Raw genomic sequence first — 25,532 nt, forward strand, 5'->3', positions numbered from 1 at the left:
CGATGGCCCTGCTCTCACCCGTCGACCGGGTCAAGGTGCGCACCCGCCGCATCGTGCGCACCGTCTACCGGCGCCCGATGTCCACCCTGGAGGACCTCGGCGACCAGGTCAGCTTCTACGGCCGTGCGCTGGGCTGGACCCCGCGCACGCTCAAGCGCTACAAGCGCGAGACGTTCCGGCTGCTGGCCGAGGTCAGCTTCGGCACCGGCGCGCTGGCCGTGGTCGGCGGCACGGTCGGGGTCATCGCGTTCCTGTCCTTCTTCACCGGCACCGAGGTCGGCCTGCAGGGCTACCAGGCGCTGGACCAGCTGGGCACCTCGGCGTTCACCGGGTTCCTCTCGGCCTACTTCAACACCCGCGAGATCGCGCCCCTGGTGGCCGGGCTCGCGCTGTCGGCGACGGTCGGGTGCGGGTTCACCGCGCAGATCGGCGCCATGCGGATCAACGAGGAGATCGACGCCCTCGAGGTCATGGGCGTGCCGTCGCTGCCCTTCCTGGTCACCACCCGGATCGTGGCCGGCTTCGTCGCCGTCATCCCGCTGTACGTGATCGGCCTGCTGACCAGCTACTTCGCCACCCGCACCATCACGACCACGGTGTACGGGCAGTCGGCGGGCACCTACGACCACTACTTCAACCTGTTCCTGCCACCGCAGGACGTGCTCTGGTCCTTCGTCAAGGTGCTCGTCTTCAGCGTCGTGATCATCCTGTCGCACTGCTACTACGGCTACCGGGCCGGCGGCGGCCCGGCCGGCGTGGGTCTGGCCGTGGGCCGCGCGGTGCGGTTCTCCATCGTGGCCGTGATGGTCATCGACCTGTTCCTGTCCCTGGCCATCTGGGGCTCCACGACGACGGTGAGGATCGCAGGATGAGCCGGGGGAGAGGTGCGATCGTCACGCAGCGCCTGCAGGGGCTGGCCTTCCTGGTCGTCATCCTGCTGCTGCTCGGGCTGGCCGTGGCGACCTACCAGAAGGCGTTCAGCGGGGCGGTCCGGGTCGACCTGGAGACCGACACGATCGGCAACCAGCTGCAGAGCGCCAGCGACGTCAAGATCCGCGGGGTCATCGTCGGCGAGGTCCGGTCGGTCGACGCCGGCGCCGACGGCGCGACCATCGAGCTGGCCATCCAGCCGGAGTACCTGGACCAGATCCCGGCCAACGTGGGCGCCCGGCTGCTGCCCAAGACGCTGTTCGGCGAGCGCTTCGTCTCCCTGGTGCTGCCCGACGACCCGAGCCCGGAGCGGCTGGCCGCCGGCGACGTCATCAGCCAGGACCGCAGCGAGAACGCCATCGAGCTCGAGCGGGTGATCGACGACCTGCTGCCGCTGCTGCAGGCCGTCGACCCCGGCGACCTGTCCTACACCCTGGGCGCGGTGGCCGACGCCCTGCGCGGCCGGGGTGACCGGTTGGGGGAGAACCTCGCCGACACCGGCACCTACGTCGGCCAGCTCAACACCGTGCTGCCCGAGCTGCAGTCCGACGTCTCCCTGCTGGCCGACGTCGCCGACACCTACCAGGCGGCCGCACCCGACGTGCTGGCCGTGCTGGACAACCTGTCGGTGACCGCGAGCACGGTGGTCGACCAGGCCGAGCAGCTGCGGCGCACCTTCACCGTCGTCGGGTCCTCGGCGCAGACCGCCGCGGGCTTCCTGCAGCAGAACGAGGGGTCCCTCATCCAGCTGGCCCAGGGGTCGCGCCCGGTGCTCTCCCTGTTCGCCCGGTACTCCCCGGAGTACCCGTGCCTGCTCAACGGGCTGACCCGGTTCAACCCGATGATCAGCGAGGCCTTCGGCGCCGACGGCGACCCTGCGCTGAACCTGAACCTGACCGTGACGCTCCCGCCGCGCAACCCCTACGCCCCCGGTGACCAGCCCTCCTACGACGACGTGTCCGGTCCGGACTGCCGCGGGCTCGGCGACATCGACGGGGTCATGGCAGCGGCAGCCCAGGGCGAGTACTACTGCCCGGTCCCGCCGCTGGACGGCGTGGACTCCACCGACAACCCGGTCTCGGGCAACCCCCGCTGCCTGGGCGGGAGCGGGCCGACGGACCTGCCCTTCACCGACACCCGCACCGGGCGGGACGGCTCCGCGGTGGGCACCGACCTCTCCCTGGCCTCGGCGTTCCCCACCGGGCTCACCGACGGGGGGACCAGCGGCGACAGCCTGGCCGGTTCCACGGCCGAGCTGGACTTCGTCCGCAGCCTGCTGGGCTACCAGACCGGGGTGGACCCCAGCGCGGTGTCCGACCTCGCGGCCTCCAGCCTGGCGCCGCTGCTGCGCGGGACGCAGGTGATGGTGCCGTGAGAGGGCTGACCGCACCAATTGTCAAGCTCGTCGTCTTCGCGATGGTCACCATCCTGGCCAGCTACGTGCTGCTGGCGACCATCACCAACGCCGGCTACGGCGAGCAGACGACCTACCGGGCGCAGTTCACCGACGTCGCGGGCCTGGTGGCCGGCGACGAGGTGCGCATCGCCGGGGTCCGGGTCGGCCAGGTGACCGACATCGGGCTCACCGACGACCGCGAGACGCCGATGGCCGAGATCGGCCTGGAGGTCGCCTCCGACGTCCGGCTGCCCACCTCGGTGCAGGCGACCATCCGCTACCGCAACCTGGTCGGGCAGCGGTACGTGGCGCTGACCGAGGGGGACGGCGCCGGCGGGCAGACGCTGTCGGCCGACGACGTCATCCCGGTCGCGCAGACCAAGCCCGCGCTGGACCTGACCGTGCTGTTCGGCGGGTTCCAGCCGCTGTTCCAGGCGCTGAGCCCGGACGACGTCAACCGGCTGTCCTACGAGCTGATCCAGGTCTTCCAGGGCGAGGGCGGGACCGTGCAGAGCCTGCTGGCCCACGTCGGCTCGCTGACCAACTCCCTGGCCGACAAGGACCAGGTCATCGGCAGCGTCATCGACAACCTGACCACGGTGGTGGGCACGGTGGCCGCCCGCGACCAGCAGCTGTCGGACCTGGTCGTCTCCCTGCAGCAGTTCGTCTCCGGCCTCACCGCCGACCGGGAGTCGATCTTCGACTCGCTGCAGACCATCGACGGGCTGGCCGCCACGACGTCCCAGTTCCTCACCGATGCCCGGCCGCCGCTGGCCGCCGACATCACCGCCCTCGGTGACCTGTCGACCAACCTCGCCGACACCGGCGACGTCCTGGAGAGCTTCCTGCAGCTGGCCCCGACCAAGGTGGACCTGCTCACCCGGACCGCGGTCAACGGCAGCTGGTTCAACTTCTACCTCTGCTCGGCGTCGGGCCTGGTCACCCTGCCCGTGGTCGGGCAGACCCAGCTGCCCCCCGGCGGGGCGGCCAACGGCGCGGCGGGGTGCAGCTGATGGCCCGGCAGTCCAAGCCCTTCCGCGACCGCAACCCGGTCACCATCGGCGCGATCAGCCTCACCGTCATCGCGGTGCTGGTGCTGCTGGCCTTCAACGCCCAGTCGCTGCCCCTGATCGGCGGCGGCACCGTCTACTCGGCCCAGTTCAGCGAGGCCGCGGGCCTGCGCGCCGACGACCCGGTGCGGGTGGCCGGGGTCAAGGTCGGCCAGGTGGAGAGCCTGTCCCTGGAGGACGGCGCCGTCACCGTCGAGTTCCGGGTGCGGGACGCCTTCGTGGGTGACCAGAGCGAGGCCGCGATCAAGATCGAGACGGTGCTGGGCGCCAAGTACCTGGCGCTGGTGCCGCGCGGTGAGGCCGCGCTGGACCCCGACGACCGGATCCCGCTGGAGCGCACCGCGTCGCCCTACGACGTCGTGCAGGCCTTCAACGGGCTGGCCCAGACCATCGACGACGTGGACACCGGCCAGCTGGCGCAGTCCTTCGAGGTGCTCAGCGAGACCTTCGCCGACACCCCCGACGAGGTGCGCACCTCGCTGGACGGGTTGTCCCGGCTGTCGGACACCATCGCCAGCCGCGACGCCCAGCTGCAGCAGCTGCTGACCGCCACCCGGGACGTGACCCAGGTGCTCGCCGACCGCAACGGCGAGTTCACCCAGCTGATCCTGGACTCCAACACCCTGCTCACCGAGGTGCAGGAACGGCGCCAGCTGATCGACTCGATCCTCACCACGACCCAGACGCTGTCCACCCAGCTGTCCGGGCTGGTGCAGGACAACACGGCCGCGCTGACCCCGGCGCTGGCGCAGCTGTCCACCGTGACCGACATCCTCGAGCGCAACCGGCAGAACCTGGGGGACACGGTGGCCAACCTGGCGCCCTTCGTCACCGTCTTCACCAACACCCTCGGCAACGGCCGCTGGTTCGACAGCTTCGTGGACAACCTGATCCCCGGGGTCGTCGGCGGCGTGCTCTGCGGGACGGTGGCCGGCGGCTCCGGCGGCCTGCTGGGGTGCTCGCCGTGACCGCCCGCCTCCAGCGCTTCGTCGCGCTGGCCGCCGCGGTCGTGCTGGTCGGCGCGCTGGGCTGGGCCGTGCTGCGGCCGGCCGGCCAGATCCGGGTCACCGCGTGGTTCGGCCAGACGGTCGGGCTCTACACCGGCTCCGACGTCCGGGTGCTGGGCATCGACGTCGGCGAGATCACCGACGTCGTCCCGATGGGCGACCGGGTGCGGGTGGACATGCTGGTCGACGAGCAGTACGCCATCCCGGCCGACGCCGACGCCGTCATCCTCGCGCCGTCCCTGGTGGCCGACCGGTACGTGCAGTTCGCCCCGGTCTACTCCGGCGGCGAGCGGATGGCCGACGGCGCCGAGGTCCCGCTCGAGCGCACCGCCACCCCCGTGGAGCTCGACCAGGTCTACGGCGCGCTGGACGACCTGTCGGTCGCGCTGGGCCCGACCGGGGCCAATGCCGACGGTGCGCTGTCGGACCTCGTGGACGTCGGCGCGGCGAACCTGGACGGCAACGGGCAGGCGCTGAACACCACGCTGACCGGCTTCTCCCAGGCCGTCCGCACGCTGGCCGAGAACCGGGACGACCTGTTCGGGTCGCTGGACAACCTGCAGACCTTCACCACCGCGCTGGCCACGATCGACAGCCAGGTCGGCCAGTTCAACACCAACCTGGCCGCGGTGGCCGAGCAGCTCGCCGGCGAGCGGGAGGACCTCGCGTCGGCGATCTCGCTGCTGTCCTCCGCGCTGGGCCAGGTGGCCACCTTCGTGCAGCAGAACACGGCGCTGCTGACCACCAACGTCGACCGGCTCTCGGCGGTCACGCTCACGCTGGTCCAGCAGCGGCAGGCCCTCGCCCAGGTGCTCGACGTCGCCCCGGCGGCGATCGGCAACCTCGCGCACGCCTACAACCCCGACTACGGGACGCTGGACACCCGGGACAACTCCCTGGGCAGCCAGAACGCCGACGTGGTGGTCTGCCAGCTGTTGGGCCAGGCCGGCCGCCTGCAGCTGGCCGGGGTCAACCTCAACGACGTGGCGACCCTGCTCGGCCTGCCGCCGATCGACCAGGTCTGCGCGCGGCTGCTGTCCGGCGACGCGAACGCCGACGCCACGCTGGACGACCTCAACGGCAACGGCATCCCGGACCTGCAGGAGCTGCTGACCGCGATCTTCTCGCCCTCGACCGGCCTGCCCGGCGGCGGTTCGCTGCCCGGCCTGCCGCAGATCCCGATCCCGGGAGCGACCTCGTGACCTCCTCCACCCGGCGCGCCGCCGCCCTGGTGTCGGCCGCCGTCCTGCTGTCGGGCTGCGGCTTCCGCGGTGCCTACTCCTTCGACCTCCCCGGCGGCGCCGACACCGGCGACGACCCGTACAGCGTGCAGATCCAGTTCGCCGACGTGCTCGACCTGGTGCCGCAGTCCGCCGTCCGGGTGTCCGACGTGCCGGTGGGCAAGGTGACCGACGTCGAGCTCGGCGACGACTGGACCGCGGTGGTCACCGTCGAGGTGGACGGGGACGTCGACCTCCCGGCCAACGCCGTGGCGATGATCCAGCAGAGCTCGCTGCTGGGGGAGAAGTACGTGGAGCTCGCCGCCCCCGGCGGGGACGAGGCGCCCACCGGCGAGCTCGGCGACGGCTCGCTGATCACCCTGGACCGGACGAACCGCAACGTCGAGGTCGAGGAGGTCCTGGGCGCCCTGTCGCTGGTGCTCAACGGCGGCGGCCTGACCCAGCTGCAGACCATCACCTCCGAGCTGGGCCAGGCGCTGGAGGGCCGCGAGGACGCCGTCCGCAACACCCTGGACCAGCTCGACACCTTCGTGGCCGGGCTCGACGTCCAGCGCGAGGAGATCAACCGGGCCCTGGACAGCGTGAACGCCCTGGCCGCCACCCTGGCGGCGAACACCGGCACGCTCACCACCGCGCTGGACACCATCGGGCCCGGGCTCAGCGTGCTGGAGGACCAGCGCGGGCTGCTGGTCTCCATGCTGCAGTCCCTCGCCCAGCTCGGTGACGTGGGCACCCGCGTGATCAACGAGACCGGGGCCGACACGGTGGCCAACCTGCAGGACCTGCAGCCCATCCTCAGCCAGCTCGCCGCGGCCGGTCCCGACCTCGCCGGGTCGTTGGACCTGCTGCTCACCTACCCGTTCCCGGCCAGCTCGCTGAGCTCGCTGCAGTACCGGACCGACCAGCGCACCGGGGGCTACGCCCTGTTCACCAACCTCACGGCCGACCTGAACCTCGACCTCCGCGAGCTGTTCTGCCGCTACGTGGTGGACCAGACCACCGGCGCCCTGGTGCTCCTGGACCCGGCCCAGCTGGCCGGCGGGGCGTGCGGTGCGGCCGGGAGCCCCGGCGGCGCCCAGCCCGCCCCCACGGGCACCTCCGGCGGCACCTCGTCGGGCTCCTCGGCCTTCACCCTGCCCACGCTGCCCGACCTGACCGCCCTGACGGACCTGGTGCCCAGCACCACGAGCGGCAGCAGCCTGCTCGGCCTCCCGGCCATCCCGGGCCTGACGACGGGGGCGACGCAGTGATCACCCGGACCACCCGACTCCAGCTGCTGGCGTTCGCGCTGGTGGCGCTGCTGGGCATGAGCTTCGTCGGCTTCCGCTACGTCGGCCTGGACCGCCTGCTGTTCGGCGGCGGCTACCAGGTCGCCGCGGAGTTCACCGACTCCGGCGGCATCTTCGTCAACGCCGAGGTGACCTACCGGGGCGTGGCCGTCGGCCGGGTCAGCGACATGCGGCTCACCGACGACGGGGTCGAGGTCGAGCTGACCATCGACCGCGACGCCCCGGAGATCCCGGCCGACGCGGCGGTCGCGGTGGCCAACCGCAGCGCGGTGGGGGAGCAGTACGTCGACCTGCGACCGGCCAGCGACGACGCCCCGTACCTGGGCGACGGCTCGGTCATCCCGGTGGACCGCACGTCGATCCCGATCCCGGTCGAGCAGCTGCTGCAGGACGTGGACAGCCTGGTCGGGTCGATCGACCTGGACAACCTGCGCACGGTGGTCGACGAGCTGGGCGTGGCCTTCGACGGCTCCGGCGACGACCTGTCCCGGCTGATCGACAACGGCAACCTGCTGCTGACCCGGGCCGAGCAGTCCCTGCCGCAGACGCTGCAGCTGATCACCGACGGGCAGACGGTCCTGCAGACCCAGGCCGACTCGCGCAGCGCGATCGCCGACTGGGCGGCGAACCTGCGGCTGCTGTCGGACACCCTGGTCAGCAGCGACGCCGACCTGCGCAGCCTGGTGGTCAACGCCCCCGACGCCGGTGCTGCCCTGCAGCAGCTGGTCACCGACGCCGGCCCCGGCCTCAGCTCGCTCATCCGCAACGTCGACGTGCTCAACGACGTCACCACCCCGCGGCTGGACGGCGTCGAGCAGCTCCTGGTCACCTACCCCGAGGTCGTCACCGGCGGGTTCAGCGTCGTCCGCCGCGACGCCGACGGCATGATGCGCGCCCACTTCGGCTTCGTGCTGAACTCCGGCGACCCGCAGCCGTGCACCACCGGGTACGTCTCCACCGGCTCCACCACCTCGCCCGAGGCGGTGGCCGGCCTGGACACCTCCGCGGTGCGCTGCGACGTCGTGGGCGGGGTCGACCCCGACCCGTCCGACGGGGTCGACGAGAGCGGGTCCAGCATCCGCGGCGAGCAGAACATCGGCGGGTCCGGCGGCGTCGGGTCCCCGGGCCCGCAGAGCGGGGCGACCGGCGGGGGCACGGCGGTGTCCGGTCTGCTGGACAGCCTGCTCGGCGGGCTGCTCAGCGCGTCCCCGTTCGCCACCACCGCCGGCTGACCCCTCCGGGGCAGCCGCCCCGCGGCCGGGCGGCCCTGCCAGCCCGGCCCGCTACCGTGACCTGCCCCCGACCGGCCCCACCACCCCAGCACCGACCGAGAGGAGCGCCCCGTGACCGACGACACCCGGGTGGGCGCCCGCGCGCCCGAACCGGCCGAGCCGGGGACGACCGACACCGAGGCGACCGACCCGAGCACGACCGCCCCGAGCACGACCGACGCGAGCACGACCGACGCCGTCGAGGAGCCCGAGGCGTCCGGGGACGCCGCGGACACCCCGGCCCCCGGTGGCCGCCGCGCACGGCGGGACGCCCGCCGTGCGGCGTCCGAGGACACCGAGGACACCGCCGCCGGGGACACCGCCGCCGCCGACGACGAGCAGCCGGCGCGCGGACGGCGGGGGGCGACCCTCCCGCTGGTGCCCGTGCTGGCCGCCCTGCTCGTCCTGCTGCTGGCCGGGACCGGCTTCCTGTGGTTCACCCGGCCGGGCACGTCGGCGGTGGCCACCGCCGACTACGTCGACGCCCTGCAGGCCGCCCGCGCCGGCATCGTGGACGTGGCCTCCTTCGACTACCTGACCCTGGACGACGACATCTCCCAGATCCAGGCGGTGACCACCGGCGACCTGGCGACCGACTCCGTCGACCAGCTCAACAGCCGCCGGCAGGACATCACCGACTCCCAGGCCGTGGTGAACACCGAGGTCGTCGGCGCCGCGGTCGGCGCGGCCGACGACGCCAGCGCGACGGTGTTCATGGTCATCCAGTCCACCCAGACCACGGGTGCCTCCCAGCAGGCCCAGGTGCAGCGCTACCGCATCGAGGTCGACCTGACCAAGGACGGCGACCGCTGGTTGCTGTCCGGGATCTCCGGACGGTGACCCCGCGATGACCGACACCCCCGACGTGGACCCGGCCGGCGACGGCGCCCGCCCGCGCCCCCGGCCCACCCCGCGTCCCCGCACCGGTGCCGCCCGGCCGTCCCCCCGTCCGCGGGTGGCCGGCAGCCGGCGCGCCGACGACGACGTCGACCAGCCCGCGTCCCCGGCCGAGGAGGCCCCGCGCCGGCCCGCCCCCGCCCCGCGCACCCGGACGGCGACCCCCGCGCCGCTGCCCAGGAACAAGCCGCGGCCGGCCGCGACCGTCCCGGCCAAGGCCAGGACCGAGGACTCTCGGAAGCCCGGCCGCGCCGCCCCCCGCCGCGGTCGCACCCTCGCCCTGGTCCTCGCCCTGCTGTGCGTGCTCACCGCCGCGGGTGGGGGCTGGCTGCTGTACCAGCGCCAGCACCCGACGTCGGTGGACCCGGCGATCTTCGCCGCGGCCCGCAGCGGGGTCGAGGACGTCTACGCCTACGACTACCAGGACTCCGACGGCAGCGTGCAGCGCAAGCTCGACGCCCTCACCGGCGACCTGCGCGACCAGTACGAGTCCGACCTGTCCTCGGGCGGGATCATCGACACCTACGAGCAGGTGTCGGCGACCACGAGCTACGACGTCCTCGAGGTCGGCCTGCAGCAGGTGAACGAGTCCCAGGACCAGGCGACCCTGGTGGTCTTCGGCCAGTACGTCGTGCAGTCGGTGAACTCCGGCACCCAGGCCGCGCCGGCCGGGTCGGAGTGCACGGTCACCGACGACGGCGCCCAGTCCTGCACGCAGACCGTCCGGGTGACGATGCTGCAGGTCGACGGCGACTGGAAGATCAGCGAGCTCACCCTGCTGACCTCGAGCTGAAGCGCGCGCCGGGTCGTCGTCGGCGTGGCCGGTTCCGCCGGGCGCGCGCCGCTGGCATCATCCCCGGGGACCACCCACCCCCGGGGATGACATCGGCCCGGATGAGGGGTAGGGTCTCCTGTTGCGCTGCCCTCTGACTGCCAACCCGCCGAGCCGGGTCACCAGAGGTGCTCCGGAACACGACGGGGACACCTCGCGCTGACCAGGTCGAACGGGTGCTCCGTGGCCGTCGGGTGCCAGCGCCGACACCGCCGACGACGACCCGCACCGACCGCCCGCACGTCGTGAGGTCCTTGGAAGGACGCATCTTGGCAGGCTCCAGCCCCACCAGCACGGACACCACCAGCACCGATCAGATCATCCCGGACGACCCCCAGAACAGCGCGCACACCGCCGGCACCGCCGCGCAGAAGATCCCGGGCGCGCCGCTGCGCGTCTCCTTCGCGAAGATCCACGAGCCCCTCGAGGTCCCCGACCTCCTGGCGCTGCAGACGGCCTCCTTCGACTGGCTGGTCGGCAGCCCGGAGTGGAAGGCGACGCTTACCCCCGAGGAGCAGGAGACCGCCGTCGGCGGTCTGGCCGACATCCTCGAGGAGATCTCCCCGATCGAGGACTTCAGCGGTTCGATGTCGCTGTCCTTCTCCAACCCGCGCTTCGAGGACGTCAAGGCGTCCCTCGAGGAGTGCAAGGACAAGGACATGACGTACGCGGCCCCGCTGTTCGTCACCGCGGAGTTCATGAACAACACCACCGGCGAGATCAAGAGCCAGACGGTGTTCATGGGCGACTTCCCGATCATGACGAACAAGGGCACCTTCGTCATCAACGGGACCGAGCGCGTCGTGGTCTCCCAGCTGGTCCGCTCCCCGGGCGTCTACTTCGACAAGACCCTGGACAAGACCAGCGACAAGGACGTCTTCTCCGCCAAGGTCATCCCCAGCCGGGGTGCGTGGCTGGAGTTCGACGTCGACAAGCGCGACACCGTCGGCGTCCGCATCGACCGCAAGCGCCGCCAGCCGGTCTCCGTGCTGCTCAAGGCGCTGGGCTGGACCGAGGACCGCATCCGCGAGCACTTCCAGTGGTCGCCCACGATGCTGGCCACCCTCGAGAAGGACCACATCGCCGGCCAGGACGAGGCGCTGCTGGACATCTACCGCAAGCTGCGTCCGGGCGAGCCGCCGACGCGCGAGTCGGCCCAGGCGCTGCTGGAGAACCTGTTCTTCAACCCCAAGCGCTACGACCTGGCCCGCGTCGGTCGGTACAAGGTCAACAAGAAGCTCGGCGTGGGCGTGCCCCAGCCGACGCAGACGCTGACCGAGGACGACATCGTCGCCACCATCGAGTACGTGGTGAAGCTGCACGCCGGCGAGCCCGACCACGGCGTCGACGACATCGACCACTTCGGCAACCGGCGCCTGCGCACGGTGGGTGAGCTGATCCAGAACCAGATCCGGGTCGGCCTGTCCCGCATGGAGCGCGTGGTCCGCGAGCGGATGACGACCCAGGACGTCGAGGCGATCACGCCGCAGACCCTGATCAACATCCGGCCGGTCGTCGCCTCCATCAAGGAGTTCTTCGGCACCAGCCAGCTGTCGCAGTTCATGGACCAGACCAACCCGCTCGCGGGCCTGACCCACAAGCGCCGCCTGTCGGCGCTGGGCCCGGGTGGTCTGTCCCGTGAGCGCGCCGGCATGGAGGTGCGCGACGTGCACCCCAGCCACTACGGCCGCATGTGCCCGATCGAGACCCCGGAGGGCCCGAACATCGGCCTGATCGGGTCGCTGTCCTCCTTCGGGCGGGTCAACGCGTTCGGCTTCATCGAGACCCCGTACCGCAAGGTCGAGGGCGGTCTGGTCACCACCAAGATCGACTACCTCACCGCGGACGAGGAGGACCGGTTCGTCGTCGCCCAGGCCAACTCGCTGCTCGACGGCGACCGGCTCACCGAGGAGCGCGTCCTGGTGCGCACCAAGGGCGGCGAGGTCGACTACGTCGCCCCCGAGAACGTCGACTACATGGACGTGTCGCCGCGGCAGATGACCTCGGTCGCCACCGCGATGATCCCGTTCCTGGAGCACGACGACGCCAACCGCGCGCTCATGGGCGCCAACATGCAGCGCCAGGCCGTCCCGCTGCTGCGCAGCGAGGCGCCGCTGGTCGGCACCGGCATGGAGCTGCGTGCCGCCGTCGACGCCGGTGACGTCGTCACCGCGGAGAAGGCCGGTGTGGTCGAGGACTCCACCGCCGACTACGTGACCGTCATGGCCGACGACGGGACCCGGCAGACCTACCGGCTGCTGAAGTTCCGCCGCTCGAACCAGGGGACGTCGATCAACCAGTCCCCGGTCGTCGAGGAGGGCCAGCGGGTCGAGGTCGGCCAGGTCATCGCCGACGGTCCGTGCACCGACCAGGGCGAGATGGCGCTGGGCAAGAACCTGCTCGTCGCCTTCATGCCGTGGGAGGGCCACAACTACGAGGACGCGATCATCCTGTCGCAGCGCCTCGTGCAGGACGACGTCCTGTCCTCGATCCACATCGAGGAGTTCGAGGTCGACGCCCGCGACACCAAGCTGGGCGCCGAGGAGATCACCCGGGACATCCCCAACGTCTCCGAGGAGGTCCTCGCCGACCTCGACGAGCGCGGGATCATCCGGATCGGTGCCGAGGTCGTCCCCGGCGACATCCTCGTCGGCAAGGTCACGCCCAAGGGCGAGACCGAGCTGACCCCCGAGGAGCGCCTGCTGCGGGCCATCTTCGGCGAGAAGGCCCGCGAGGTGCGCGACACCAGCCTCAAGGTCAAGCACGGTGAGTCCGGGAAGGTCATCGGCGTCCGCGTGTTCTCCCGCGAGGACGGCGACGAGCTCCCCGCCGGCGTGAACGAGCTCATCCGGGTCTACGTCGCCCAGATGCGCAAGATCTCCGACGGCGACAAGCTCGCCGGCCGGCACGGGAACAAGGGCGTCATCTCCAAGATCCTCCCGCAGGAGGACATGCCCTTCCTCGAGGACGGCACCCCGGTCGACATCGTGCTCAACCCGCTGGGCGTGCCCGGCCGGATGAACGTCGGCCAGGTCCTGGAGACCCACCTCGGGTGGGTCGCCAAGACGGGCTGGCAGGTCGAGGGCGACCCGGAGTGGGCCAAGAAGCTCCCCGCCGGCGCCCGCGGTGCCGCTCCCGGCACCCGGACCGCGACCCCGGTGTTCGACGGCGCCCGCGAGGAGGAGATCGTCGGCCTGCTGGGCTCGACGACGCTCACCCGCGACGGCGAGCGCCTGGTCAAGGAGACCGGCAAGGCCCGGCTGTTCGACGGTCGTTCCGGGGAGCCCTTCCCCGAGCCGATCTCGGTGGGCTACGTCTACATCCTGAAGCTGCTGCACCTGGTCGACGACAAGATCCACGCCCGCTCGACCGGTCCGTACTCGATGATCACCCAGCAGCCGCTGGGTGGTAAGGCGCAGTTCGGTGGTCAGCGGTTCGGCGAGATGGAGTGCTGGGCCATGCAGGCCTACGGCGCTGCCTACGCGCTGCAGGAGCTGCTGACGATCAAGTCCGACGACATCCTCGGCCGCGTGAAGGTCTACGAGGCCATCGTCAAGGGCGAGAACATCCCCGAGCCGGGCATCCCCGAGTCGTTCAAGGTGCTGCTCAAGGAGCTGCAGTCGCTGTGCCTCAACGTCGAGGTGCTCTCCGGCGACGGGCAGGCCATCGAGCTGCGCGACACCGACGACGAGGTCTTCCGGGCCGCGGAGGAGCTGGGCATCGACCTCAGCCGCCGCGAGCCGTCGTCCGTCGAGGACGTCTGATCGACCGCCGGCCGGCCCGTGACCAGCGGGCCGGCCGGCCACCCCTCGTGACTCAAGAAACGAAGAACTAGCCCCGGAAAGGGGTAATCAGTTGCTCGACGTCAACTTCTTCGACGAACTGCGCATCGGCCTCGCCAGCGGTGACGACATCCGCCAGTGGTCCCACGGCGAGGTGAAGAAGCCCGAGACCATCAACTACCGGACCCTGCGTCCGGAGAAGGATGGCCTCTTCTGCGAGAAGATCTTCGGTCCCACCCGGGACTGGGAGTGCTACTGCGGCAAGTACAAGCGGGTCCGGTTCAAGGGCATCATCTGCGAGCGCTGCGGCGTCGAGGTGACCCGGGCCAAGGTCCGTCGTGAGCGCATGGGGCACATCGAGCTCGCCGCCCCGGTGACCCACATCTGGTTCTTCAAGGGTGTGCCGTCCCGGCTGGGCTACCTGCTCGACCTGGCGCCCAAGGACCTCGAGAAGATCATCTACTTCGCGGCCTACCTGATCACCAACGTCGACGACGAGGCGCGCCACCGCGATCTCCCGACGATCGAGGCCGAGATCAGCGCCGAGAAGCACAACCTGGAGAGCCGCCGGGACGCCGACGTGGAGGGTCGCCAGCAGAAGCTGGAGGCCGACCTCGCCGAGCTCGAGGCCGAGGGCGCCAAGTCCGACGTGCGCCGCAAGGTGCGCGAGGGCGGCGAGCGCGAGATGCGCCAGATGCGCGACCGCTCGCAGCGGGAGATCGACCGTCTCGACGAGGTCATGGACACCTTCCGCAAGCTCGACGTCAAGCAGCTCATCGCCGACGAGGGCCTCTACCGCGAGCTGCGCGACCGCTTCGGGGAGTACTTCGAGGGCGGCATGGGTGCCGCGGCGCTGCAGAAGCTGCTCGCCGAGTTCGACCTCGACGCCGAGTCCGTCTCGCTGCGCGACACCATCCGCAACGGCAAGGGCCAGCGCAAGCTGCGCGCGCTCAAGCGGCTCAAGGTCGTCGCGGCGTTCCAGCAGACCCGCAACTCGCCCATGGGCATGGTCCTGGACGCCGTCCCGGTGATCCCGCCGGACCTGCGCCCGATGGTCCAGCTCGACGGTGGCCGGTTCGCCACGTCGGACATGAACGACCTGTACCGCCGCGTGATCAACCGGAACAACCGGCTCAAGCGCCTGCTCGACCTGGGCGCCCCGGAGATCATCGTCAACAACGAGAAGCGGATGCTCCAGGAGTCCGTGGACGCGCTGTTCGACAACGGTCGCCGTGGCCGTCCGGTCACCGGCCCGGGCAACCGGCCCCTGAAGTCCCTGAGCGACCTGCTCAAGGGCAAGCAGGGCCGGTTCCGCCAGAACCTGCTGGGCAAGCGCGTCGACTACTCCGGCCGTTCGGTCATCGTCGTCGGCCCGCAGCTCAAGCTGCACCAGTGCGGTCTGCCCAAGCAGATGGCCCTGGAGCTGTTCAAGCCCTTCGTGATGAAGCGGCTCGTGGACCTCAACCACGCCCAGAACATCAAGTCCGCCAAGCGGATGGTCGAGCGTGCGCGCCCGGTCGTGTGGGACGTGCTGGAGGAGGTCATCACCGAGCACCCGGTGCTGCTCAACCGGGCACCCACGCTGCACCGCCTGGGCATCCAGGCCTTCGAGCCCCAGCTGGTCGAGGGCAAGGCCATCCAGATCCACCCGCTCGTGTGCACCGCGTTCAACGCGGACTTCGACGGTGACCAGATGGCGGTGCACCTGCCGCTGTCGGCCGAGGCGCAGGCCGAGGCCCGGATCCTGATGCTGAGCTCGAACAACATCCTGAGCCCGGCCGACGGTCGTCCGATCACCGCGCCGACCCAGGACATGGTGCTGGGCATCTACCACCTCACGACGCTCAAGGCCGCGGCCGACGAGCGCGGTGCCGACGAGCTGCCCAAGGCTTACGGGTCCGCCTCGGAGGCCGTCATGGCCTACGACCGGGGTGCCATCGGCATCCAGGAGCGCGTGCTCATCCGCCTCGACGAGGTCTTCGGCGTCGACAACGGCCCGAAGAACGACGCGTGGGAGGCCCCCGAGGGCTGGGAGCCGGGCGGGCCGGCGATCGTCAGCACGTCGCTGGGTCGGGTCCTGTTCAACGAGGCCCTGCCCGAGGACTACCGCTTCGTCAACTACCAGGTGCCGAAGAAGGAGCTCGGGGCGATCGTCAACGACCTCGCCGAGCGCTACGCCAAGGTGCAGGTGGCCGCGACCCTGGACGCCCTGAAGGCGGCCGGGTTCCACTGGGCCACCCGCGCGGGCATCACGATCGCCATCGACGACGTCGTGACCCCGCCGGCCAAGGCCGCGATCCTGGAGCGCCACGAGGACGAGGCCCGCAAGATCGAGAAGCAGTACGAGCGCGGCGTCATCACCGACTCCGAGCGTCGTGCCGAGCTCATCGAGATCTGGACCCGCGCGCGGGCCGAGGTCAGCCAGGCGATGGTGGACAACTTCCCCACCACGAACCCGGTGTGGGTCATGGTCAACTCGGGCGCCCGAGGCAACATGATGCAGATCAGCCAGATCGCCGGCATGCGTGGTCTGGTCGCCAACCCCAAGGGCGAGATCATCCCGCGGCCGATCAAGGCGAACTTCCGCGAGGGTCTGTCCGTGCTGGAGTACTTCATCTCCACGCACGGCGCCCGCAAGGGCCTGGCCGACACCGCGCTGCGCACCGCCGACTCCGGGTACCTCACCCGTCGTCTGGTGGACGTGTCGCAGGACGTCATCATCCGCGAGGAGGACTGCGGCACCGAGCGCGGTGTCCTGATGCCGATCGGCACCGTCCTCGACGGCAAGGTCACCCGCGACGCGCACGTCGAGACCGGCGTGTACGCCCGGGCCCTGGCCGCCGACGTCGAGGCCTCGGACGGGACGGTGCTGGCCACGGCCGGTGCCGACCTGGGCGACGTCCTCATCGCCGAGCTGGTCGACGCCGGCATCAGCGAGGTCAAGGTGCGCTGCGTGCTCACCTGCGAGTCCCTGCTGGGCACCTGCGCCACCTGCTACGGCCGGTCGCTGGCGACCGGCAAGCTCGTGGACGTCGGCGAGGCGGTCGGCATCATCGCCGCCCAGTCGATCGGCGAGCCCGGCACGCAGCTGACGATGCGCACCTTCCACACCGGTGGTGTGGCCGGTGACGACATCACCCACGGCCTGCCGCGCATCGTGGAGCTCTTCGAGGCGCGCGTCCCCAAGGGCAAGGCCCCCATCGCCGAGGTGGCGGGCACCGTGTCGATCGACGACGGCGAGCAGTTCCGCAAGCTCACCATCGCCCCCGACGACGGGTCCGAGGACGTCGTGTACGAGAAGCTGTCGCGCCGGTCGCGGCTGCGCGTCGAGGACGGCGGCCACGTCGACGTCGGCGAGCAGCTCACCGAGGGTGCTGTCGACCCGCACGAGGTGCTGCGGATCATGGGCCCGCGCGAGGTGCAGCTGCACCTCGTCCGCGAGGTCCAGGAGGTCTACCGCAGCCAGGGCGTGTCGATCCACGACAAGCACATCGAGGTGATCATCCGCCAGATGCTGAAGCGGGTGACCATCATCGACTCGGGCGCGACCGACTTCCTGCCCGGTGCGCTGATCGAGCGGACCATCTTCGAGACGGAGAACCGTCGGGTGGTGTCCGAGGGCGGCGAGCCGGCCTCGGCCCGTCCGGTCCTCATGGGGATCACGAAGGCGTCCCTGGCGACGGAGTCGTGGCTGTCCGCGGCCTCGTTCCAGGAGACGACCAAGGTGCTCACCGACGCCGCGATCCAGGGCAAGAGCGACAGCCTGCGCGGTCTGAAGGAGAACGTGATCATCGGCAAGCTGATCCCGGCCGGCACCGGGATCAGCCGCTACCGCAACATCACGGTCGAGCCCACCGAGGAGGCCCGCGCCGCGGTCTACACGATGGCCGGCTACGACGACGGGCAGTACTACAGCCCCGACGTGTTCGGTTCGGGCAGCGGCGAGGCCGTCCGCCTGGAGGAGTACGACTGGCGGAGCTGATCCGCCGACGCAGAGGCCCCGCAGACCTGATGGTCTGCGGGGCCTCTCGCGTTCGCGGGGTGCCTAGCGGGCGATGCGGGCCAACGTCTCGATGGTGCGACGTCGGCCGGCCGGGGTGTCGTCGAGCGGCTGGGCGGTGAGCACGGTGACCCCGGCCTCCGCGAAGGCGGCCACCCGCTCGGCCACCCACGACTCCGGCCCGATCAGCGACGTCTGCCGGACGAGCTCGTCGGGCACCGCGGCGGCCGCCTCCTCCTTGCGGCCGGCGAGGTAGAGGTCCTGGATGGTGGCGGCCTCCTCGGCGAAGCCGTACCGGACGGCGAGGTCGTTGTAGAAGTTCTTCCCCTTCGCGCCCATCCCGCCCACGTACAGGGCGACGCCGTGCTTGACGAACTCCAGCAGTCCCTCGACGTCGTCGCCGATGGCGACCGGGACACCGGCCACGACGCCGAGCTCGCCGAGGGCGGGGTCGCGCTGCGCCTTGCCGGCGTCCAGCGAGGCGCCCCACACGTCATGTGCCTTCTCCGGGTGGAAGAAGATGGGTTCCCAGTACTCGGCCACCTCCGCGGCCAGCTGGACGTTCTTGGGGCCGATGGCGGCCAGCAGCACCGGGATGCGCTCCCGGACCGGGGTGTTGATGAGCTTGAGCGGCTTGCCCAGACCGGTGCCCTGGTCGGCGGGCAGCGGGATCGTGTACTTCGGCCCGGCGTGCTCGAGCCGCTCCCGGCGCCACACCGACCGGCAGATCTCCACCACCTCGCGGGTGCGGGCCAGCGGGGCGTCGTAGGGCACGCCGTGCCAGCCCTCCACGACCTGGGGACCGGACGCGCCCAGGCCGAGGGTGAACCGCCCGTCGGAGACCAAGTCCAGGCCGGCGGCCGTCATGGCGGTGAGCGCCGGGGTGCGGCTGTAGATCGGCAGGATGCCGCTCATCAGCTCGACCCGGTCGGTGACCGCGGCGAGGTAGCCGAGCTGGCTCACCGCGTCGAACGTGTAGACCTCCGCGACCATCGCCACGTCGAGGCCGACCTGCTCGAGGTCGACGATCTCCTGGGCGGTCTGCCGGAAGTCACCGGAGTAGCTGGTCTGGATGCCGATGCGCACGCGGGTCCTCCTCGTCGGCGGGGCGTCCTCGTCGACGCCGTCCGTACCGGCAGCGTGGCACGGAGGTGCCGCTCGGGTCAGGTGGCCGGCAGCGCGCGGACCGTGCCTATCACCCGGGTGACCACGGCGACGCCGTCGACGGTGCCGGGCACCCGGGCACCGGCGGCCGCCTCGGCCAGGTCGACCCGCAGCACGTAGTCGGCGTCCTGCCTGGCCAGCCCGACCCCGGCGATCCCGGGTGCACCGGCGAGCCGGGCGGTCAGCACCGCCTTGGCGGCGCGGGCGGTGGGTCGGTCGGTCATCCACCCATGGTGGACCCGCTCCCGTCCCCGGTCCAGGCCCACCGACCCGTCAGGCCCCGGACACCCAGGTCAACCCGAGCACCCGCAGCACCGTGGCGAGCGGGTTGGCGAACGTGACGCCGCCCCCGTTGCTGCCGCCCTGGGTGGACCCGGCGAACAGCAGGCCCAGCGGCGCACGGTCGCTGCTGCGCCAGATCACCGAGCCCGAGTCGCCCCCGTCGCTGAAGGACCCGTCGACGCCCTCGATCTCGAGCTGGTCGTCGAAGGTGTGCACCACGTCGGCGTCGTACTGCACGCCGACGCCGTCCACCTCGACGGCGGTGATCCGGCCCCGGGTGTGGCCGGTGGTGCGCCCGACCTTCTCCACCGCCTCGTCCGGGTCGACGTCCTCGGCGGCGAGCACGTCGGCCAGGAGGGCCCCGCCCGGGTAGCCGGCCGGGTCGGCGTCCACGCCCTCGTCGAGGGCGGCCACCGCGGCGTCGACCAGGTTGCCGGTGGCCACGAAGCGCTCGAAGGCGGTCAGCGTGCCGACCCGGTCGGCGTCGGTGCCGCCGTCCGCGGGGCCGGGCTGCAGCACCGGGTCGCCCTCGGCGGCCGCGTCGCTCGCGGCCAGCACGTGGTTGTTGGACAGCACCAGCAGCCCGGCGGTGCCCGACCGCCGGACGAAACCGCCCAGCGTCCCGGCGGTGACGGTCGGGTGGGCGACCGACAGGCCGGGCACCAGCGGGCGGGTGCGCCGCTGGAGCTCCTCGGGGGTGGGGGAGCGCTGCGGGCGGACCGGCCCGATGACCCGGACGTCGACCTCGGCGCGGGCGGCGTCGTCCAGGCCGTCGAGGACCAGCCGGACGTCGGCCTCGGCGAGCAGCCGGACCGCCAGGTGCACCTGGTCCGGGCCGACCGGTGCGAGGCCCAGGGCGACCCCGCTCCAGGACCCCGGTGCGTCGCTGGCCACCACCGTCCCGGGCGGCGCCTCCGACAGCCGGCGGGACAGCGCGGCCTTGAGCTCGCGGGCGGTGTCGACGCGCACGGTGGCCTCCGGGGTGGGTGATCTGCCTGTGACGGTTCGGCTCCCGACCGTAGGCGCGGGGTCCGACAACGAGGAAGCTCCGGGTGTCGGCGGCTGACAGGACGGCGGCCGGCGGGTAGCGTCGCCTGCGGTTCGATCCCGGCCGGCCGGAGCCCGGGGGTGCACACCCCCTCGCGACGGCCGGGCCCGCACGCCTCGTCCACCCCGGCCCCGGTCGGCGGACCCGGCAGCGGCGCCCGCACTGGCGTGACGGACCCGGCTTTGACCGGGTTCCACCGCCCGGGTATCGTGGTCAGCCGTGCCCAGGTTCACCTGGGCCTGCTCCCGCTCGCGGCGCACCTGGGTGCCCGGTCGATCCTCGGATCGCCTGGATGCCAGGGGGTCCCGCCCCGGCTCCGGTCGGGGCCAGGGGATCGTGCACCAGGCGCGAGGGGCGAAGGAGTCCGACTCACCAGCAGCCCGGATCCCGGCAAAGGCGACACGCCCGAGCGCGGGGGCCGGACGACGGGTGCGGGTAGGGCCAGGAGCAGGACCGGAGCACCGCTCCGGACCACCCCAGCACGACGAGCAACGCACTCATCCAGAGCACGACCCAGCGCAGGCAGGAGTTCAAGGCCACCCATGCCCACGATCCAGCAGCTGGTCCGCAAGGGCCGCGAGGACAAGGTCGAGAAGACCAAGACCCCGGCGTTGAAGGGTTCCCCCCAGCGTCGCGGCGTGTGCACGCGCGTCTACACGACGACGCCGAAGAAGCCGAACTCGGCGCTGCGCAAGGTCGCTCGCGTCCGGCTCACCAGCGGCGTCGAGGTGACCGCGTACATCCCCGGTGTCGGCCACAACCTGCAGGAGCACTCGATGGTGCTCGTGCGCGGTGGCCGCGTGAAGGACCTCCCGGGCGTCCGTTACAAGATCATCCGTGGCTCCCTGGACACCCAGGCGGTCCGCGGTCGCAAGCAGGCTCGCAGCCGCTACGGCGCGAAGAAGGAGAAGAGCTAATGCCGCGCAAGGGCCCCGCGCCGAAGCGTCCGCTCGTCGTCGACCCGGTGTACCAGTCGCAGCTGGTCACCCAGCTCGTCAACAAGGTGCTCGTCGACGGCAAGCGCTCCATCGCCGAGGCGATCGTCTACGGCGCCCTCGAGGGCGTCCGGGCCAAGAACGACACCGACCCCGTCGTGACCCTCAAGCGCGCGCTGGACAACGTCAAGCCCGCCCTCGAGGTCCGCAGCCGGCGCGTAGGTGGCGCCACCTACCAGGTCCCGATCGAGGTGCGCGCCTCGCGCAGCACCACCCTCGGCCTGCGCTGGCTCATCCAGTACTCCCGGTCGCGTCGCGAGAAGACGATGACCGAGCGCCTGATGAACGAGCTCCTCGACGCCAGCAACGGCCTCGGTGCCGCGGTCAAGCGCCGCGAGGACACGCACAAGATGGCCGAGTCGAACAAGGCCTTCGCGCACTACCGCTGGTGATCACCGGCGGCTGGTGAGACCCACCAGCGCCACCAGCCGCCACCCCGCGGCGAACCCCGGGTGACCCCCGGGCCCCGCGACCAGGACAGAGCAGGAAGGGCAGGCAATGGCCAACCTCACCAAGACCCGGAACATCGGGATCATGGCGCACATCGACGCCGGCAAGACCACCACCACCGAGCGGATCCTCTTCTACACGGGGATCAACTACAAGATCGGTGAGGTCCACGACGGCGCGGCCACCATGGACTGGATGGAGCAGGAGCAGGAGCGCGGCATCACCATCACGTCGGCCGCGACGAAGTGCACCTGGAACGGGTTCGACATCAACATCATCGACACCCCCGGGCACGTCGACTTCACGGTCGAGGTGGAGCGCTCGCTGCGCGTCCTCGACGGTGCCGTCGCGGTCTACGACGGTGTCGCCGGCGTGGAGCCGCAGACCGAGCAGGTCTGGCGGCAGGCCGAGAAGTACGGCGTCCCGCGCATGTGCTTCGTCAACAAGCTCGACCGCACCGGTGCGAACTTCTTCCGCTGCGTCGACATGATGATCGAGCGCCTGGCGGCCAACCCGCTGGTGCTGCAGATCCCGATCGGCGCTGAGGCCGACTTCGTCGGCGTCGTGGACCTGGTCCAGATGAAGGCGCTGACCTGGCGCGGCGAGACCAAGCTGGGCGAGGACTACGCGATCGAGGAGATCCCCGCCGACCTGGCCGAGCAGGCCGCGGAGTACCGCGAGAAGCTGCTCGAGAACATCGCGGACTTCGACGACTCGCTCATGGAGGACTACCTCGGCGGCGAGGAGATCGCCGTGGACCGGCTCAAGGCCGCGATCCGCAAGGCGACCATCGCCGGCGAGGTCAACCCGGTCGTCACCGGTTCGGCGTTCAAGAACAAGGGCGTCCAGCCCATGCTCGACGCCGTCACCGACTACCTGCCCAGCCCGCTGGACGTCGAGGCGATCGTCGGCACGGCACTGGACGGCGAGACCGAGGTCCTGCGGCACGCCGACGAGAACGAGCCGTTCTCCGCGCTGGCGTTCAAGATCCAGACCGACCAGCACCTGGGCAAGCTGACCTACATCCGCGTCTACTCCGGCCGGCTCGACGCCGGGTCCCCGGTGCTCAACAGCACCAAGGACCGCAAGGAGCGGGTCGGCAAGATCTACCAGATGCACGCGAACAAGCGTGAGGAGCGTGCCGGTGTCGGCGCCGGCGAGATCGTCGCCGTCAACGGCATGAAGGGCACCACGACCGGGGACACCCTCTGCGACCCGCAGAAGCCGGTGATCCTGGAGTCGATGACCTTCCCCGCTCCGGTCATCTCGGTGGCCATCGAGCCGAAGACCAAGAGCGACCAGGAGAAGCTGGGCACCGCGATCCAGAAGCTCGCCGAGGAGGACCCGACGTTCCAGGTCCGCCTGGACGAGGAGACCGGCCAGACCGTCATCTCGGGCATGGGCGAGCTCCACCTGGAGATCCTGGTCGACCGGATGCGGCGTGAGTTCAACGTCGAGGCCAACGTCGGCAAGCCGCAGGTGGCCTACCGCGAGACGATCCGCGCGACCGTCGAGCGCTACGACTACACCCACAAGAAGCAGACCGGTGGTTCGGGCCAGTTCGCGAAGGTGCAGATCGCCCTCGCGCCGCTGGTGATGACCGCGGACTCGGCGACCTACGAGTTCGAGAACAAGGTCAGCGGTGGGCGCATCCCCCGGGAGTACATCCCCTCGGTGGACGCGGGCATGCAGGACGCCATGCAGTACGGCATCCTCGCCGGCTACCCCATGGTCGGGGTCAAGGCCACCCTGCTCGACGGCGCGTACCACGAGGTCGACTCCTCGGAGATGGCCTTCAAGATCGCCGGCTCGATCGCCTTCAAGGAGGCCGCCCGCAAGGCCAGCCCGGCCCTGCTGGAGCCCCTGATGGCCGTCGAGGTCGTCACCCCCGAGGACAACATGGGTGACGTGATCGGTGACCTGAACTCCCGTCGTGGCACCATCCAGGCGATGGACGAGCGCTCCGGTGCTCGCGTCGTCAAGGCACTGGTGCCGCTGTCGGAGATGTTCGGCTACGTGGGTGACCTGCGCAGCCGCACCCAGGGACGGGCGAGCTACACCATGGTGTTCGACACCTACGCCGAGGTCCCGTCGAACGTCGCCAAGGAGATCATCGCCAAGGCGACTGGAGAGTGACCGGGCCGGGCCGCTGATCCTCGGCGGCCCGATCCGGCGGGCGCCCGCCCGCACCCCACAGACTCAGCAGCAGCACTGCGACAGACACTTACGGAGAGGAACCCCAGTGGCCAAGGCCAAGTTCGAGCGGACCAAGCCGCACGTCAACATCGGCACCATCGGGCACATCGACCACGGGAAGACGACGCTCACCGCGGCGATCACCAAGGTCCTGCACGACAAGTACCCGAACCTCAACGAGGCGTCCGCGTTCGACCAGATCGACAAGGCGCCCGAGGAGAAGGCGCGTGGGATCACGATCTCCATCGCCCACGTCGAGTACCAGACCGAGAAGCGCCACTACGCGCACGTCGACTGCCCCGGGCACGCCGACTACATCAAGAACATGATCACCGGTGCCGCGCAGATGGACGGTGCGATCCTGGTCGTGGCCGCCACCGACGGCCCGATGCCGCAGACAAAGGAGCACGTGCTCCTGGCCCGCCAGGTCGGCGTCCCCTACATCGTCGTGGCCCTGAACAAGTCCGACATGGTGGACGACGAGGAGATCCTGGAGCTCGTCGAGCTCGAGGTCCGCGAGCTGCTCTCGGAGTACGAGTTCCCGGGTGACGACCTGCCGGTCGTCCGCGTCTCGGCGCTGAAGGCGCTCGAGGGCGACGCCGAGTGGGCCGACAAGCTCATGGAGCTCATGGACGCCGTCGACACCGCGATCCCCGAGCCCGAGCGCGAGATCGACAAGCCGTTCCTCATGCCCGTCGAGGACGTCTTCACGATCACCGGCCGCGGCACCGTGGTGACCGGGCGCGTCGAGCGCGGCATCGTCAAGGTGTCGGAGACCATCGAGATCGTCGGCATCCGCCCGACCTCGACCCAGACGACCGTCACCGGCGTCGAGATGTTCCGCAAGCTGCTCGACCAGGGCCAGGCCGGCGACAACGTGGGCCTGCTGCTGCGCGGCATCAAGCGCGAGGACGTCGAGCGCGGCCAGGTCGTGGTCAAGCCCGGCTCGATCACCCCGCACACCAACTTCGAGGGCTCGGTCTACATCCTCTCGAAGGACGAGGGCGGCCGTCACACGCCGTTCTTCAACAACTACCGTCCCCAGTTCTACTTCCGGACGACGGACGTCACCGGCGTGGTCACGCTGCCCTCGGGCACCGAGATGGTCATGCCCGGCGACAACACCGAGATGTCGGTCGAGCTGATCCAGCCGATCGCCATGGAGGAGGGCCTGCGCTTCGCCATCCGCGAGGGCGGTCGCACCGTCGGCGCCGGCCGGGTCGTCAAGATCAACAAGTAGTCCCCCGGTGGGTGGCGGCCGTGAACGGGCGCCACCCACCACCCGGGTAGTCCCGGGCGCACGATCCCGGGTCACCCGACCCAGCTACGACTTCCAGCAACACCCGATCGGCAGGAGCGAGACAAGGCGATGGCGGGACAGAAGATCCGCATCCGGCTGAAGGCCTACGACCACGAGGCCATCGATGCCTCGGCGCGGCGCATCGTGGACACGGTGACGAAGACCGGAGCGCGCGTCGTCGGCCCGGTGCCGCTGCCGACCGAGAAGAACGTGTACTGCGTCATCCGCTCCCCGCACAAGTACAAGGACTCGCGGGAGCACTTCGAGATGCGTACGCACAAGCGACTCATCGACATCCTCGACCCGACGCCGAAGACGGTCGACGCGCTGATGCGCATCGACCTCCCGGCCTCGGTCGACGTCAACATCCAGTAGGGGCACC

At 70.9% G+C, this 25,532-nt stretch carries 19 protein-coding genes; 16 read left to right on the forward strand and 3 right to left on the reverse strand.

Features of this window, described 5'->3' with window-relative positions; genetic code table 11:
* Window positions 1–2: 2 nt before the first annotated feature.
* The 11 genes from UXQ13_RS13015 (at window position 3) to UXQ13_RS13065 (ending at window position 17,697) form a co-directional block, all read left to right on the forward strand.
* Window positions 3–872, forward strand: coding sequence for an MlaE family ABC transporter permease (locus UXQ13_RS13015; RefSeq protein WP_207500176.1), 870 nt, complete (start codon window positions 3–5; stop codon window positions 870–872).
* Window positions 869–2,305: an MCE family protein gene (locus UXQ13_RS13020; RefSeq protein WP_225232938.1), complete on the forward strand. Its 1,437-nt coding sequence runs from the start codon at window positions 869–871 to the stop codon at window positions 2,303–2,305. The genes UXQ13_RS13015 and UXQ13_RS13020 overlap by 4 nt, the downstream gene beginning before the upstream one ends.
* On the forward strand, window positions 2,302–3,339 hold the full coding sequence (locus UXQ13_RS13025; RefSeq protein ID WP_225232937.1) for an MCE family protein: 1,038 nt from the start codon (window positions 2,302–2,304) through the stop codon (window positions 3,337–3,339). Before UXQ13_RS13020 ends, UXQ13_RS13025 begins: the two co-directional genes overlap by 4 nt.
* The gene (locus UXQ13_RS13030; protein WP_225232936.1) at window positions 3,339–4,364 is read left to right on the forward strand and encodes an MCE family protein; all 1,026 of its coding nucleotides are present in this window, start codon (window positions 3,339–3,341) and stop codon (window positions 4,362–4,364) included. Before UXQ13_RS13025 ends, UXQ13_RS13030 begins: the two co-directional genes overlap by 1 nt.
* Window positions 4,361–5,605 (forward strand): MCE family protein, encoded by a 1,245-nt coding sequence (locus UXQ13_RS13035; protein ID WP_225232935.1) that lies wholly within the window; start codon window positions 4,361–4,363, stop codon window positions 5,603–5,605. Before UXQ13_RS13030 ends, UXQ13_RS13035 begins: the two co-directional genes overlap by 4 nt.
* Window positions 5,602–6,894, forward strand: a complete 1,293-nt coding sequence (locus UXQ13_RS13040) for an MCE family protein (protein WP_225232934.1) — start codon at window positions 5,602–5,604, stop codon at window positions 6,892–6,894. The genes UXQ13_RS13035 and UXQ13_RS13040 overlap by 4 nt, the downstream gene beginning before the upstream one ends.
* A complete protein-coding gene (locus UXQ13_RS13045) occupies window positions 6,891–8,165 on the forward strand; it encodes an MCE family protein (protein WP_225232933.1) in 1,275 nt (424 codons plus the stop codon). Before UXQ13_RS13040 ends, UXQ13_RS13045 begins: the two co-directional genes overlap by 4 nt.
* Window positions 8,166–8,276: 111 nt before the next feature.
* On the forward strand, window positions 8,277–9,044 hold the full coding sequence (locus UXQ13_RS13050; RefSeq protein WP_225232932.1) for a hypothetical protein: 768 nt from the start codon (window positions 8,277–8,279) through the stop codon (window positions 9,042–9,044).
* Between the two features lie 7 nt (window positions 9,045–9,051).
* Window positions 9,052–9,894, forward strand: a complete 843-nt coding sequence (locus UXQ13_RS13055) for a hypothetical protein (protein ID WP_336392426.1) — start codon at window positions 9,052–9,054, stop codon at window positions 9,892–9,894.
* Between the two features lie 308 nt (window positions 9,895–10,202).
* Entirely contained in the window at window positions 10,203–13,697 is a 3,495-nt protein-coding gene (rpoB, locus tag UXQ13_RS13060; protein WP_225232930.1) for a DNA-directed RNA polymerase subunit beta, read from the forward strand.
* 91 nt (window positions 13,698–13,788) lie between these two features.
* Complete coding sequence (locus UXQ13_RS13065) at window positions 13,789–17,697, forward strand: DNA-directed RNA polymerase subunit beta' (protein ID WP_225232929.1); 3,909 nt, start codon at window positions 13,789–13,791, stop codon at window positions 17,695–17,697.
* A 63-nt stretch (window positions 17,698–17,760) separates the two neighbouring features.
* Here UXQ13_RS13065 and UXQ13_RS13070 read toward each other — a convergent pair whose 3' ends face one another.
* From UXQ13_RS13070 to UXQ13_RS13080, 3 genes are all read right to left on the reverse strand, one after another.
* On the reverse strand, window positions 17,761–18,801 hold the full coding sequence (locus UXQ13_RS13070) for an LLM class F420-dependent oxidoreductase (RefSeq protein ID WP_225232928.1): 1,041 nt from the start codon (window positions 18,799–18,801) through the stop codon (window positions 17,761–17,763).
* A gap of 77 nt (window positions 18,802–18,878) precedes the next feature.
* Window positions 18,879–19,103, reverse strand: a complete 225-nt coding sequence (locus UXQ13_RS13075; RefSeq protein ID WP_225232927.1) for a hypothetical protein — start codon at window positions 19,101–19,103, stop codon at window positions 18,879–18,881.
* Between the two features lie 49 nt (window positions 19,104–19,152).
* Window positions 19,153–20,130 carry a S1 family peptidase gene (locus tag UXQ13_RS13080; RefSeq protein ID WP_225232926.1) on the reverse strand — a complete coding sequence of 326 codons (978 nt, stop codon included), beginning with the start codon at window positions 20,128–20,130 and terminating at the stop codon, window positions 19,153–19,155.
* 621 nt (window positions 20,131–20,751) lie between these two features.
* Here UXQ13_RS13080 and rpsL point away from each other — a divergent pair.
* The 5 genes from rpsL to rpsJ all read left to right on the forward strand — a co-directional run bounded on the left by rpsL (window position 20,752) and on the right by rpsJ (window position 25,525).
* A complete protein-coding gene (rpsL, locus tag UXQ13_RS13085; RefSeq protein ID WP_055764615.1) occupies window positions 20,752–21,126 on the forward strand; it encodes a 30S ribosomal protein S12 in 375 nt (124 codons plus the stop codon).
* Window positions 21,126–21,596 carry a 30S ribosomal protein S7 gene (gene rpsG, locus UXQ13_RS13090; RefSeq protein ID WP_055764617.1) on the forward strand — a complete coding sequence of 157 codons (471 nt, stop codon included), beginning with the start codon at window positions 21,126–21,128 and terminating at the stop codon, window positions 21,594–21,596. Before rpsL ends, rpsG begins: the two co-directional genes overlap by 1 nt.
* 106 nt (window positions 21,597–21,702) lie before the next feature.
* Window positions 21,703–23,790 (forward strand): elongation factor G, encoded by a 2,088-nt coding sequence (gene fusA, locus UXQ13_RS13095; RefSeq protein WP_225232925.1) that lies wholly within the window; start codon window positions 21,703–21,705, stop codon window positions 23,788–23,790.
* Window positions 23,791–23,896: 106 nt separating this feature from the next.
* Entirely contained in the window at window positions 23,897–25,090 is a 1,194-nt protein-coding gene (tuf, locus tag UXQ13_RS13100; RefSeq protein ID WP_225232924.1) for an elongation factor Tu, read from the forward strand.
* Window positions 25,091–25,219: 129 nt separating this feature from the next.
* The gene (rpsJ, locus tag UXQ13_RS13105) at window positions 25,220–25,525 is read left to right on the forward strand and encodes a 30S ribosomal protein S10 (RefSeq protein WP_014742859.1); all 306 of its coding nucleotides are present in this window, start codon (window positions 25,220–25,222) and stop codon (window positions 25,523–25,525) included.
* Window positions 25,526–25,532 lie beyond the last annotated feature (7 nt).

Origin of the sequence: Klenkia terrae (assembly GCF_037083865.1) — a bacterium.
Classification (GTDB): domain Bacteria; phylum Actinomycetota; class Actinomycetes; order Mycobacteriales; family Geodermatophilaceae; genus Klenkia; species Klenkia terrae.